General features: G+C 33.1%; 11 protein-coding genes. 2 read left to right on the forward strand and 9 right to left on the reverse strand.

What is annotated here, in order from left to right; translation table 11 throughout:
- Nucleotides 1-12 precede the first annotated feature (12 nt).
- The 7 genes from FDY99_RS07675 to folE form a co-directional block, all read right to left on the reverse strand.
- Complete coding sequence (locus FDY99_RS07675; protein ID WP_139420469.1) at nt 13-522, reverse strand: ferritin; 510 nt, start codon at nt 520-522, stop codon at nt 13-15.
- 147 nt (nt 523-669) lie between these two features.
- Entirely contained in the window at nt 670-1,125 is a 456-nt protein-coding gene (locus FDY99_RS07680) for a hypothetical protein (protein WP_139420471.1), read from the reverse strand.
- Nucleotides 1,126-1,305: 180 nt separating this feature from the next.
- Nucleotides 1,306-2,277: a hypothetical protein gene (locus FDY99_RS07685; protein WP_139420477.1), complete on the reverse strand. Its 972-nt coding sequence runs from the start codon at nt 2,275-2,277 to the stop codon at nt 1,306-1,308.
- 139 nt (nt 2,278-2,416) lie between these two features.
- On the reverse strand, nt 2,417-5,065 hold the full coding sequence (locus FDY99_RS07690) for a 4-alpha-glucanotransferase (RefSeq protein ID WP_139420479.1): 2,649 nt from the start codon (nt 5,063-5,065) through the stop codon (nt 2,417-2,419).
- Between the two features lie 126 nt (nt 5,066-5,191).
- A complete protein-coding gene (locus FDY99_RS07695) occupies nt 5,192-6,355 on the reverse strand; it encodes a T9SS type A sorting domain-containing protein (RefSeq protein WP_139420481.1) in 1,164 nt (387 codons plus the stop codon).
- Nucleotides 6,356-6,556: 201 nt separating this feature from the next.
- Complete coding sequence (gene cysS / locus FDY99_RS07700) at nt 6,557-8,023, reverse strand: cysteine--tRNA ligase (RefSeq protein ID WP_139420483.1); 1,467 nt, start codon at nt 8,021-8,023, stop codon at nt 6,557-6,559.
- A gap of 153 nt (nt 8,024-8,176) precedes the next feature.
- Nucleotides 8,177-8,845, reverse strand: a complete 669-nt coding sequence (gene folE / locus FDY99_RS07705; protein WP_074231021.1) for a GTP cyclohydrolase I FolE — start codon at nt 8,843-8,845, stop codon at nt 8,177-8,179.
- A 99-nt stretch (nt 8,846-8,944) separates the two neighbouring features.
- Here folE and FDY99_RS07710 point away from each other — a divergent pair, with 99 nt between their 5' ends.
- A complete protein-coding gene (locus FDY99_RS07710) occupies nt 8,945-10,096 on the forward strand; it encodes a hypothetical protein (RefSeq protein ID WP_139420484.1) in 1,152 nt (383 codons plus the stop codon).
- A 288-nt stretch (nt 10,097-10,384) separates the two neighbouring features.
- A complete protein-coding gene (locus FDY99_RS07715; protein WP_139420486.1) occupies nt 10,385-11,059 on the forward strand; it encodes a hypothetical protein in 675 nt (224 codons plus the stop codon).
- 42 nt (nt 11,060-11,101) lie between these two features.
- Here FDY99_RS07715 and metF read toward each other — a convergent pair whose 3' ends face one another.
- Together metF and metH are read right to left on the reverse strand one after the other, a co-directional pair.
- The gene (metF, locus tag FDY99_RS07720; RefSeq protein ID WP_139420488.1) at nt 11,102-12,061 is read right to left on the reverse strand and encodes a methylenetetrahydrofolate reductase [NAD(P)H]; all 960 of its coding nucleotides are present in this window, start codon (nt 12,059-12,061) and stop codon (nt 11,102-11,104) included.
- A gap of 76 nt (nt 12,062-12,137) precedes the next feature.
- Nucleotides 12,138-14,804 carry a methionine synthase gene (gene metH, locus FDY99_RS07725; protein ID WP_139420490.1) on the reverse strand — a complete coding sequence of 889 codons (2,667 nt, stop codon included), beginning with the start codon at nt 14,802-14,804 and terminating at the stop codon, nt 12,138-12,140.
- Nucleotides 14,805-14,807 lie beyond the last annotated feature (3 nt).

Below are 14,807 nucleotides of genomic sequence, written 5' to 3' on the forward strand. Positions count from 1 at the left end.
AAAAAAATATTTTTAGGCTGTAGGATCTACTACAAAAACTCTTTTCGCCAATTCCTGATCAAAAAGGTATAACGCAGATGGATTATCACAAACCATTTTAATTTTCGTTACGTATTGAGAAGCGCTTGCTTCTTCTTCTACTTGCTCATTGATGAACCATTGCATGAATGAAGTCGTTGCAAAATCACCTTCGTCATTTGCATTTTTCACGATATTGAAAATACTTTTAGTTACTTTCTTTTCGTGTTCCAGAGCTTTTTCAAAAATATCTGTTGCGCTTTCAAACTGGTGTGGCGGTTTTGCGATTTCACCTAAGATGATTTCACCACCTACATCGTTTAGGTAATCAAACATTTTTTCAGCATGCATCAATTCTTCTTTGCTTTGAACTCTGAAGTAATTGGCGATTCCGTCAAGATCTTTTGCTGAAAACCAAGCAGACATAGAAAGATAATATTGAGCCGCATATTGCTCGTGAGCGATTTGTTCGTTTATTAGCTGTGCAATTTTTTCACTTACCATAATAAAAAATTTATATTCAAAATTACGGATTAAAAGGCGAATTGAAAAGTTTTCACAAAATTTAGATTTAGATTTAATATAAAAAAGGACAGAATTACTTCTGCCCTTCTAACATTAAAAATCAAAATTATAAACTTCTATATCAGCTTATATTGAGGTTCCAGACTGAGGTTTCGCCATCATTTTTCTATCATGTTTCATCCCTCTCTCTTTCATCGCAGACTTTCTTTCTTCCATTTTTGCTTTTCTTGAAACCTGCCATTTATCATATTGTTCCGGAGTCAAGATGCTTTTCATTTCATTATCCATTTGCTGTCTTTTCGCTTTCATCTTCTCCATTTTCGCCTGTCTTTCGCCTTTGTTTTTTTCAAACTCAGCTTTCATATCAGCTTTACGTTTTTCCTGAAGATTTTTTATTTTTGCAACCTGAGATTCATTCAGGTTTAATTCCTTTTGCATTTCAGCCATTCTTTCCTGCTGCTTCAACTCCATTTTTTTATGCATTTCCTCTCTGTTAATTTTTTTGTCTTGAGGATTTACCTGTTGTGCCATTGCAAAACTTCCTGTTACGATAAAGGCTGCGGCTAATACTAATTTTTTCATGTGCTTAAATTAATTAATTGTTTTGTTATATCTTTTTGATACGGAATTTCACAATAAGTTAAAAACGAAATTCATAAATAATGTTAAATTTAATTATTAATATTTCAACATTTTTTAAAATAAAAAAGAGAGTAGATAAAAAATCTACTCTCAACACCACTCAAATATAATATATGAAAATTAATTCCTTACTAAATTCCCTCTGAATCCGGAATTTCTTCCTTCATTAGAATTATTCTGCTGTCTTGGAGCATTATTTTGCTGTCTCGGGCTCGAGTTTTCATTTCTCGGTTGAGATCTGAATCCTCCGTTTCCGTTGTTTCTTGGTGAATTGTTTTCAGATCTTGGAGTAGCCTCTCTCTGTCTTTGTCCACCTTCATTTCGTCCATTATCATTTCTAAATCCGCCATTGTTTCTTACTCCGCCATTTCCATTATTGCTTCTGATCCCGTTATTTCCGTTGTTGTTTCTTACTCCATTATTGGAATCTGAATTTCTAAAACCACCGGAAGAATTTCCATTTCTGATACTTCCCGCTCGTGAAGATCTTACAACATTTAAAGTAGGGTTATCATTTCTACGGAAGCTGTTTCTGTCAACTTTATAAATATTGATATTCACATTTCTATATCGAGGCATTACTCTGTATGTCGGAACATAATGTGTTCGTCTGTAATTTTGGAAATATACAATCGGACTACGACCATGATAATAATTGTTTTGGAAAACTACAAAAACTCTTGGCCCTAAAATTCTTTCCATTGCATAAAACCTGTCATAATACCATCTATCCGGATTGTAACGGTAGAAATTATTCCACGAAGAAAAACTTGAGTATAAATTATTCAGATATAAAATCTGATCAATTTGCCAACGGTTTAATCTGTGTTGAGCAAAAAATCCGTTCCAGTTGATATTGATAATACTCTGTCTGTAATCGTTGTAATAACTTTGGTAATAATCTGAAGGATAATAATCCTGTGGATAATTGTAGTAATAATCATCGGGGAAATAATTCCTGTCATCATCATCACTGTAATATCCGTCATTATTTCCGTAATATCCATCATTGTCCCAACCGTTATTTGGATATTGCTGAGCAAATGATAAAGTTGCCAAACCTAATGCAAATCCTATAAATATATTTTTCATTTTATTAATCGTTAATTGGTTAATCCAGAACTTTCATTCTTATCTTTTTGATATAGATACAAAAAAGAAGTTAAATCTACAGATAAAACTTCTTCTTAAAATATTTTTAAACAATTGATTTTCAATACAATAATTTTAATCAACGTCTTCCACTTTCATTAATCCAATTTGAAACCTTTTGATTAAATTCTACATTTTCTGTTAAATTTTCAAGGTTTAACTGCATTCTATAACGCCAATAGTGCGGAAACACTGCAGGATTATTAATTCTTTCATTCTCAATCTTCGAATTGATCAAATTTTCATCCATTGCAAAGAAATCCTGAATAGGGAAAATTGCCAACATTGCATCGTTGTAAAGATGCTGTTTCATTATAATTTCGGCTAAATAAGGTTCTAAATCACTGGGCGCTTTTCCATTTTGATTTAATTGTTGATTAAAATAAATCTGCGTAGATCCTGGATTTTCTTTCCACCATTGACGAAGCGTTGAACTGTCATGCGAAGAAGCCGTAACCACATTCATATATCCTGCTTTTTTAGGATTAGAAAACGGAATATTTCCGGAAGGCATACGTTGAACTTTCAATGCGACAATTGCCAATTCATCCATAACTTCAGGAACACAATCCGGAACCATGCCCAAATCTTCACCGCAAATCAACATATCTGTTGCGTTCAGGATGACCGGAAGTTTTTCCATCGCTTTTTCTTTCCATAAATAATCCTGTCTTTTAAAGAAATAGTCCTGATAAAGCTCGTAAATAGACTTTCTTTCCCAATCAGAAAGATATTGGTAAGATTCAGTTTTAAAAATATTAAATCTCGGATGATATACCGTTTCGCCGTTTTTTTCCTCAGTCAAGAATAAAACATTCGCACAAAGCGAAATTAATTTTTCAGAAATATCTTCAGGTTGATTTTTAAAATAATCTGCAATCTTTCTTTGAGTATTAAACTCTTCTTTAAATTGATAAGTTCCGTCTGAATTTTTATGGATAAACTGTAAAGCTTTAAAAGTTTCTTTCCCAAAATATTTCCACAGAATTTCATCATTAATGAAAGGTTTACAATATCTTTCAAAATCAAAAGGAATATGTCTCGCTTTAAATTCATCAAAAATGACCGGAACAGCCGGATAAAAATATCCCAAAATTCCCTGAGTTGCAGAAATCGGCATTCTCCAGATTCTGAAAAATCCTAAAATATGATCGATTCTCATTGCATCAAAATACTGTTCTAATGCTTTGAATCTATTTTTCCACCACCTATAATCATCCGCTTTCATCGCTTCCCAATTGTACGTCGGAAATTCCCAATTCTGCCCGATTTCCGTAAACTGATCCGGAGGTGCTCCTGCTTGGAAATCCATTCCGAATAAATCAAGTTCCGCCCATGCTTCAACAGAATGTCTATAAATTCCAATCGGTAAATCTCCTTTTAACGAAATTCCTAAACCATGAATATGATCAACAGCATCTTTCAATTGTTTATGAAGTTGAAACTGTACCCATGCATGAAGCATCGAAGCATCATAATCTTTATTTTTTGCTGAGAAAAATGGTAAAATTTTACCAGCAATATATTTTTTATGGGTTTTCCACTCGTTAAAATTCGGTGTTTTGTATTTATCTCTCAAAACACAAAATGCAGAATAGGGTAAAAGCCATTCTTCATTATCTTTGATAAACTTTTTGAAACTTCTGTCTTTATAAATCTTTTCTTTTTCGGTATTGAAAACAGCTTTAAGATATTTCCATTTTGCGGAAATCATTTTTTCGTAATCAATTAAATCTAAGGAATTTAATTCTGATTTTTTTGCATGAAACTCTTCAACTAGTTCTTTCGGTAATTCAAAATCAAGATCTTCAATAGAAATATATTGTGGATGTAAAGCATATACCGAAACTGCCGCATAAGGATAAGAATCCGTCCATGAATAATTAGCCGTTGTGTCATTAATCGGTAAAATCTGAATAATCCCTAAAGAAGCTTTATCTGCCCAATCTGCAAGTTTTTTTAAATCAGAAAATTCTCCTACACCAAAACCATCTTGAGTTCTTAAAGAAAAAACAGGAACTGCAACACCCGCATCGTGATACATTTGATAAGATTTAAATCTGAAATAATGATCTGCTACAATCTGCAAAACATCATTCTGTTGATTTGGAACTGTTGACCTGTTTTCACCACTTTCTATATCAATTATTTCCCCTTCAATTGTATCAAAAATGGCGTATTTATACTGAATAAGCTGAATTTCCGGAATATCAACAGAAGCTTCCCAAATCCCGAAATCAGTCTGAGATAAATGAATTGAATTTTCATAGCTCCAATTACCTAAAGAAGGTGTATTTCCTATTAAAACAATTTCCCAGTTAGGATTATAAACCGGTGCTTCAATTCTGAATAAATGAGTGTGTTTTTTTAAGACCGAGATTTTTCGTGGAACTAATTGGGAAAGTTTGTTTCTTAAAATTTTATTGTTCAGATAATTTTCCGGAAAGTTTTTGCTGTTCCATTCATCGAAAATTAAAAACTCTTTATAGTTGTGAGGAAAACCCAAATGATGCAGAACAAACTCTTCCCGCAAAATATTTCCTCTTTCGTCTTTAAGCTGATATTTGTAAGCAATTGATTTAGAAAAAAAATCTACTTCACATTTCCACAAACCATTTTCGGTATGAAACATCATGTAGCTTCGGGCAGCAGAATCTTTTTCATCAACAATAAGTTCCAGTCTCTCGCCTGGTTTTGCATGATATTCAATATTAAAATACAATTTCATCGATGTCTATTTTCCCTAAAAATACGCTTAAAAATTGAAAAACAAGCTGTTGCAATATCAAATATTCATTAAAAAACCTTTCCTCAATACTGAAGAAAGGTCTTTAAATATTATAACAAAGTCAATTTATTTAGTAACCAAAATTTTCTTAGACAATAAGTTTTTACCAGATTCTTCTGTGATGCTCACCACATAAGTTCCGGTTACCAGATTTCTAAGCTGAATCTGCTGATTAAGGTTTCCGTCTTTTACAGATAAAGTTGTTGACATCACCGATTTTCCTGAAACATCAAAAATATTCACTTTAATATTTCCTTTGACAGCTTTATCATTTACATTCACCGTAATCGTTTGTTCATCAACTTTTGTTGGATAAATATCAATATTCGCCAAAGTATTTACAGCAGCGATTCTGTCGTTTGCAAAATATTTACTTGCCAAATCATAAATATGCAAATTCTGTTCACCCGGAAGTTGTTTTGCTTCCAAATTATTAAGATTCAATTCATACAAAGCCGCCCCTTTTGCGCTTGCAATCACTACTTTTCCTTTAGAATTTACTGCAGCTCCATTTATAGAATACGCTTCAGGCAAACCTGTAATTTTACCTACAAATTTTGCCTTTAATTCTTTCGTTGAAACTTTAAATACATTTCCAGAAGCTGCAAAAACGTAGAAGTTATTATCTGCATCAGCAATCATATCGCCACCAAAACCTGTTGTCATCTCAGTAAATGAGTTTTTACCGTTTGAAGCATCATCTTTAATAATACCAAGATCATTTACAATGTATTGATTGTTCTTTTTACTGATTTGAATAAATTGCGTTCCTGCATTATTGATTGCATAAATATTTCCATCATAACCGGTTGCCATTCTTGTAATATGAGAATTGATATCACAAGAAGTAACTCTTGCCACAGTATTTTCAACTAAAGTAATTTCTTTTGTTTTCTGATTTAGAACATAGATATTAGACGAAAACATTGGCATATACACCAAATTATTGCCTGAAGAATCTAAAGCTAAAGCCGCCAAATTCATCGACTGAGCATGATTATAAGAAGTTTTATCTTCGGTAACTGCTGTTTTTCTAGATTGGGAAACCACTTTTGCCTCTGAAGAAACTCCGAAAATACTTTCAGCGGAAGTTCCGTCTGAATTCATCGCACGGAAATCATTAAACTCAATTCTTGGAGAATCTTTTCCTGCCAATGCAAAAAAATCCTGTTGCGCATTGATTGTATTTCCAAGTAATAATAAGATAATAGGGAATAAATGTTTTTTCATGTGTTAATTTTTATTTGTAATTGTTTTAGTCTTACTAAGTTAAACAATTTTTGAATTGGATTTTGAAAAAATATTATTAAAAATATAACAATTTTTAGCATAAAAAAACTCTCGCAGATTTTAAAGATTGATCAGATAATTATTTGTAAAAAATCTGGGTAATCTTTAAATCTGCGAGAGATATAAATTGAAAAACTTTCTTTAGTTCAAAACGTAAGTTGTACCTTCTCTTCCATCTTTCAGCTCAATTCCTTCTGCTAAAAGTTTATCTCTGATCTGGTCTGAAAGGTCAAAGTTTTTAGATTTTCTTGCCTGATTTCTTAATTCAATTAAAACCTGTAACGTCTGATCAAGTTTTTCATTATTATTTTCTTCAATATTCTGCAATCCTAAAACATCAAAAACAAAAGCATTTAATGTTGATTTTAAATCTTCAAGATTTTTAGCAGAAATTGTTTCTTTTTCATCTTTTAAAGCAAAAATAAACTTCACCGCTTCAAATAAATGAGCAATCAGCACAGGTGAATTGAAATCATCTGTTAAAGCATCATAACATTTTGTTTTCCAATCTTCCAAACTGAAACCAGACTGTTTCTCATCATTCGGAGTGATTAAATTTAATATTTTTAAGGCTTCCATCAATCGACTGAATCCTTTTTCACTTGCCAACATTGCATCATTAGAAATATCTAAAACACTTCTGTAATGTGCCTGTAAAAAGCAAAAACGAACAATCGCAGGATGAAAAGATTTTTCAAAAAAATCATTCTCACCAGAAACCAACTGCATTGGTAAAATATAATTCCCCGTTGATTTACTCATACGTTGAGAATTCATTGTCAACATATTAGCGTGCATCCAGTAATTTACCGGAGAAGCTCCGTTGCAAGCTTTTCCCTGTGCAATTTCACATTCGTGGTGCGGAAATTTCAAATCCATTCCTCCACCGTGAATATCGAAAGTTTCTCCTAAATATTTCGTGCTCATCGCAGTACATTCAAGATGCCATCCCGGGAAACCTTCTCCCCAAGGAGAATTCCAACGCATAATATGCGCCGGAGAAGCTTTTTTCCATAATGCAAAATCCTGAGGATTTTTCTTTTCACCTTGACCGTCTAGATCTCTTGTATTGGCAAAAAGTTCTTCGATGTTACGTTTTGAAAGTTCACCGTAATTTAAGCCTCTTGCATTATATTCCAACACATCGAAATAAACAGAACCATTGCTTTCGTAAGCGAAACCTGTTTCAATTAATTTCTGAGTCAATTCAATTTGCTCTACGATGTGACCAGTCGCAGTAGGCTCAATATTTGGAGGCAATAGATTGAACATGTCTAAAACCTTGTGAAAATCTACAGTATATTTCTGCACAATTTCCATCGGTTCTAATTTCTCAAGTCGGGTTTGCTTTACAAAACGGTCGTTATTAACATCTCCATCATCGGTAAGGTGACCTGCATCAGTAATATTTCTTACATATCTTACCTTATACCCAAGATGCGTTAAACTTCTGTAGATAAAATCGAAGGAAAGAAAAGTTCGCACATTTCCTAAATGCACATTGCTGTAAACGGTCGGTCCACAAACGTACATTCCAACATTTCCTTCTAAAATTGGTTTAAATATTTCTTTTTCTCCCGCAAGAGAGTTGTATATTTTTAGTTGCATTTATTTTTGATTTAATGATTTTTAAATTTATTTTACAGTTTCACATATTAAAAGAAAGAAATCTTTAATAGCAGCATTCACAGCAACAACAAATAATGGTTGTGATGAATATCTGATTTGAAACTTTTCTAAATTTTATCATTATTTTAAATTTTAATAATCCAGTTTTGCATGGCTTCCTACATAATGTAGAAACTCTTGTCTTGTAATAGGATTGGTTCTGAAAATCCCACTCAATTCTGCCGTAATTGTAGAACTTGCCGTATCTTTTATTCCTCTGCAATTTACACAAAGATGTTTAGCATCAATAATACAAGCGACATCTTTTGTTCCCAACGCTTCTTTTAATGCATCTACAATCTGCATCGTCAATCTCTCCTGAACCTGCGGTCTTTTGGCATAGTAATCTACAATCCTGTTGATTTTTGAAAGACCAATTACCTCTCCGTTTGAAATATAAGCAACATGCGCTCTCCCTATTATCGGTAAAAAATGATGTTCGCAGAAAGAGTACACCGTAATATCTTTTTCCACCAACATTTGGCGGTATTTGTACTTGTTTGAAAAGGTAGAAATGCCGGGTTTATTTTCGGGAAGTAAACCTCCAAAAATTTCGTTAACATACATTTTCGCGACTCTTTTCGGAGAATCTTTCAAAGAATCATCGGTCATATCAAGACCTAATGTTTCCATAATCTCACCAAAAAGCTCGGTAATCTTTTCTATTTTTTCCTGTGGCGATTTCTCAAAAGCATCTTCACGGATTGGCGTATGCTCTTTTCCTGTAAAAATATCATCATCGTTATCGGTAAAATCAACCATTTTAAATAATTTTTCAACAAAAATACGGATAAAATCTTTTTGGCTATTTCAATTTATACTGAAAAATATTACCTTTCGGTTTTATTCTGCTAAAAAGTTATGATCACTGTTGAAGAAGTACAAAATACCCATCAAAAAAAGGAGTTTCTCGATTTCCCGGCAAGGCTTTATCAACATGACAAAAATTATATCAGAGCTTTAGATAAGGATATTAACGAAGTTTTTAACCCTGAGAAAAATAAATTTTATAAAAACGGAGAGTGTGTAAGATTTTTATTTAAAAAAAAATCTGAAACTGTAGGGAAAGTTGCTGTTTTCATCAATAAATCTTACGAACAGAATCAACCAACTGGTGGAATTGGTTTTTTTGATTGTATCAACGATCAGGAAACTGCCAATTTTATTTTTAATCACTGTAAAAACTGGCTTCAGGAAAAAGGAATTGAAGCGATGGACGGACCTATCAATTTCGGGGAACGTGATAAATTTTGGGGACTTCTAACGGAAGGTTTTATCGAACCTTTATATGGAATGAATTATAATTTCCCTTACTACAAAGAGCTTTTTGAAAATTACGGGTTCAAAATTTATTTCGAACAACTGTGTTTTTCAAGACCTATTTTCGCAGAAGTTTCAAGAGTTTTTACAGTGATGCATGCGAAACACAGTAAAAATCCTGAGATTTTGGCAATACCGATGAAAAAGAACAATCTGGAGAAATTTGCAAAAGACTTTACCTTAATTTATAATAAAGCTTGGGCTTCACACGGTGGAGGAAAATGTTTAGACGAGACAAAAACGTTGAAAATGTTTAAAACAATGAAACCGATCATTAATGAACATATCTCCTGGTTCGTTTATGAAAATGAAAAACCTGTTGCCATGTGGATGAATATTCCGGATCTGAATCAGTGGTTTAAATACCTGAACGGAAAATTCGGAATTATTGAAAAATTAAAATTTTTGTGGGTTAAAAAGTTCAAAAAGAATGAGAAAATGGTGGGTCTCGTTTTCGGTGTGGTTCCCAAATGGCAGAAAAAAGGTCTTGAAGGATACATGATTTGGGAAGGAACTCAACACTTAAGAAAGCACACCGATTTCAAAACCACTGAATTACAATGGATTGGTGATTTTAATCCAAAAATGATAAAAATAGCTGAAAATCTTGATACGATAGTTACCAGAAAACTGGCAACTTACAGGTATCTTTTTGATAGAAATAAAGAGTTTGAAAGGCATCCGGAATTGTAATTAAAAAAGGGAAACTATAAAGGTTATTATTTATTTTCGTTCCGGCATATTTTTTCATCAAGTATTTATCAACTAAAAATCTTTTGAAATAAAAAGAAAAACTAACACCTATGAAAGTTTTTAGTTGCTTTATGAAATATCCAGATAAAACACCATTATCAAATTCGCAATATTTAAGTGAAAACTACGTTTATAACATATTAAAATCATAAATTTAAAAATTTATAAATAATTCTACATTAAATGAATTTTATTTGTAATTTTGAAAAAATAACAATTACCTAGACAATGAAAAGAACACTTATTTTAATCTCATTATTTTCTTTAACAATAATTTATGGGCAAGTAACAACTGGTGCTATATCGCTTCCAACTGACTTAGGTCTTTATAATCAAGTAAATTCTAAAAGTTCTAGTAGAGCATTAAGCTATGATGAAATAAAAGGTACTCCCTATCCAAATAAACAATTTGTTTTAGCAAAATTTAAAGATAATTTTGAAACAGCCCCGGCAAGATATAATAGTTTTAAAGATAATATTGAATATCAAAAAAATAATGAAATCTTTATTTTACCCGACACTGAAGATTTCTCTAGAGTAACCTACGTTAATACTAAAGAAACCTTAGTAAATTTAAAAACAGGTGATGAATTTTCTGGATATTTTTATGAGTTAGTAAATGGAGAAAATGCACTTTATAAAAAAATAAAAACTAAATTTACTGATGCTGTACTTGCAAAAACCACATATGACAGTGACAGACCTGCTTTCTTTAAGACATTTGAACCGTTTTACTATATAAAAACAGCAAAAGGATTTATTAAAAAGCCTAAAAACCAAAAAGAAATCTTAGAACAATTTCCAGATAAAAAAGAAGCCCTTTCAGCTTTCTTCAAAGAAAATAAAATAAAATTTGATAAGGAGGAAGACTTGAAAAAATTAGTTACTTTCTTAAATCAATAAAAAACAAAAATACGGCTGTTCCAAATGAACAGCCGTATTTTATTAAAACAACTCTCCTGCTACTTTTTTAATATTATCGCTTTTCCCCATCGAGTAAAAGTGTAGAACAGGGACGCCAAAATCTAATAATTCTTTGCATTGTGCAATTGCCCATTCAACCCCGATTTGCTTTACGGCTTCGTTATTTTTAGCACCTTCAACAGCATTGATCAAATCTTCAGGTAAATCTATTTTGAAAACCTGTGGCAATAATTTTAAATGTTTTTTTGTTGCAATCGGTTTTATTCCCGGAATAATTGGAACTGTGATGCCCATTTCACGAGCTTTTTTCACAAATTCTATATATTTTTTATTATCAAAAAACATTTGGGTAACAATATAGTCTGCACCTGCATCTACTTTTTGTTTCAGCCATTTCAAATCATAATTCATTGAAGGAGCTTCCATATGTTTTTCTGGATAACCAGCAACTCCGATGCAGAATTTGTTATGTTCGTCACAAATTTGCTCATCATCATGGAGGTATTTTCCGCGACCTAAATTATTAATCTGATTGACTAAATCCATCGCACTTGCATGACCTCCTAAAGTAGGCTCAAAATACTGATGACCTTTCATCGCGTCGCCACGAAGAGCCATAATATTATCAATTCCGAGGTACATACAATCTACCAAAAGATATTCTGTTTCTTCTTTAGTGAAACCACCACAAAGTAAGTGTGGCACAGTATCAACTCCATATTTATGCTGAATTGCCGAACAAATCCCCAAAGTTCCGGGACGCATTCTGGTAATTCTACGTTCCATCAAGCCATTTCCTTTGTCGATATAAATATATTCTTCTCGAGAAGTCGTCACATCAATAAATGGAGGTTTAAACTCCATCAAAGGGTCAATATTTTTATATAAATCTTCAATTCCGATTCCCTTTTGAGGCGGAACTACTTCGAGGGAGAATAAAGTTTTTCCGTTGGCGTTTTTTATATGGTCTGTGATTTTCATTTAATAATAGTAAGTTTTAATTTTTTAAAGAATTTTTTTGATTTTGCGGCGGCTTCGCCGCCGCAAAATTCAAAAATTAAATTCCGTCTGCTAAATTTGGAGAAAGCCATTTTTTAGCCTCTCTCAAAGAAATTCCTTTTCTTTCTGAATATTCTTTCACTTGTTCTTCTGTGATTTTTCCTAAACCAAAATATTTGGCATGCGGGCTTCCAAAATAATATCCGGAAACTGCCGCCGTAGGAAACATCGCTAAACTTTCGGTAAGGTACACTCCAATATTCTCTTTCACTTTCAAAAGATCCCAAATCGCATGTTTTTCTAAGTGATCAGGACACGCAGGATAACCAGGAGCAGGACGAATTCCTTTATATTTTTCAGCAATTAAATCTTCGTTGCTCAAGTTTTCCTGATTGGCATATCCCCAATATTCTGTACGGACTTTTTTATGCAAAAATTCAGCATAAGCTTCTGCAAAACGGTCGGCGATGGCTTTTACCATAATGGCATTGTAGTCGTCATTATCTTTTTCGTATTGATCTGATAATTCATCAGTTCCGAAACCTGTTGTTACACAAAAAGCTCCCATATAATCGGTTTTTCCGGTACTTTTTGGGGCAATAAAATCACTTAACGCCAGATAATCTTTTCCTTTTGACTTTTGAACCTGCTGTCTTAAGGTTAAAAATTTAACTTGTTCCTGATTATTTTCATCATAAATCAAAATATCATCAGTTTCGTTTGAATTAGCTATAAAAATTCCGAAGATTGCTTTTGCTGTTAATAACTTCTCATCAACAATTTTCTTTAGAATTTTCTGTCCGTCTGCAAATAACTCTTTGGCTTGTTCGCCTACAACCTCATCTTCAAGGATATTCGGATATTTCCCATGCAGATCCCAACTTCTGAAAAATGGAGACCAGTCGATAAACGGAATTAATTCTGCTAAATCCTGATTTTCAAAAACCTGAATTCCCAGTTGATTAGGGGTGAAAATTTCTTCATTTTCCCAATCAATTTTAAACTTATCAGCTCTTGCTTGTTCCAGAGAAACGTACTCTTTGTCAACCTGTCTGTTCAAAAACTTTTCACGAAAATCTGAATAGTCATTTTTAAGATCGTCTACATATTCTTTATTCCGATCTCCCAAAAGAGAACTGACAACATTTACTGCTCTGGAAGCGTCATTCACATGAACGACAGCATTTTTATATTTTAGATCAATCTTAACTGCAGTATGCGCTTTAGAAGTTGTTGCACCACCGATTAATAAAGGAAAATTAAGATTCTGTCTTTCCAATTCTGATGCGATGTAGACCATTTCATCCAAACTTGGCGTAATCAATCCACTTAAACCAATAACATCAACCTGATGATCAATAGCTGCTTGTATGATTTTCTCAGCAGGAACCATCACACCCAAATCGACGATTTCATAATTGTTACATCCCAAAACTACGCTCACAATATTTTTACCAATATCATGAACGTCTCCTTTTACGGTTGCCATTAAAATTTTTCCGTTAGCTTTTTGAGCAACATCTTTTTCAGCTTCGATGAATGGCTGCAAATAAGCCACTGCTTTTTTCATTACACGGGCAGACTTTACAACCTGTGGAAGAAACATTTTTCCGCTTCCGAACAAATCTCCAACGACGCCCATTCCGGTCATCAAATTAACTTCAATTACATGAAGCGGTCGCTCAGATTGCAACCTTGCTTCTTCCACATCTTCTTCTATAAAACGGTCAATTCCTTTCACCAAAGAATGCGTAATTCTCTCCTGTAAAGGATGAGTACGCCACTCTAATTCTTCAACTTTTTCTTTTTTTACCGATTTATTTCGTTCTGAATAATCTAAAAGACGCTCCGTTGCATCTTCTCTTTTATCGAGAATTACATCTTCAACGAGTTCTAAAAGTTCTTTATTAATTTCATCATAAACCTCAAGCATTGCCGGGTTTACAATTCCTATATTCATCCCGGCCTGAATGGCATGATAAAGGAAAACCGAGTGCATTGCTTCACGTACCGTATCATTTCCTCGGAAAGAGAACGAAACATTTGAAACTCCTCCACTTACCGAAGCATAAGGAAGGTTTTGGCGAACCCAACGTGTTGCTTCGATGAAATCGATTGCGTTTCTACGGTGTTCTTCCATCCCGGTTGCTACCGGAAATATATTTAAATCGAAAATAATATCTTCTGCAGGAAACTTAACCTCATTAACCAAAATATCATACGATCTTTTGGTGATCTCAAGTCTTCTTTCATAATTGTCAGCTTGACCAACCTCATCAAAAGCCATCACAATAACGGCAGCTCCATATCTTTTGATTGCTTTGGCATGTTTTACAAACTCTTCTTTTCCTTCTTTTAAACTGATAGAATTGACCACACATTTTCCTTGTACAACCTGAAGACCCGCTTCCAAAATTTCCCATTTGGAAGAATCGACCATAATTGGAATTTTGGAAATATCTGGTTCAGAACCAATTAAATTCAGGAATTTAATCATGGAAGCTTTTCCATCAATCAAACCGTCATCAAAATTAACATCAAGAATCTGAGCTCCACCATCAACCTGATCTCTTGCGATATCTAAGGCTTCAGAAAATTTCTCTTCTTTTATTAATCTTAAAAACTTTTTAGATCCGGCAACATTTGTTCTTTCACCAACATTGATGAAATTAGATTCCGGAGTAATAATCAGAGGTTCAAGCCCTGATAATCTTAAATATTTCATTTA

It is taken from the genome of Chryseobacterium mulctrae (assembly GCF_006175945.1).
Taxonomy (GTDB): Bacteria; Bacteroidota; Bacteroidia; order Flavobacteriales; family Weeksellaceae; genus Chryseobacterium; species Chryseobacterium mulctrae.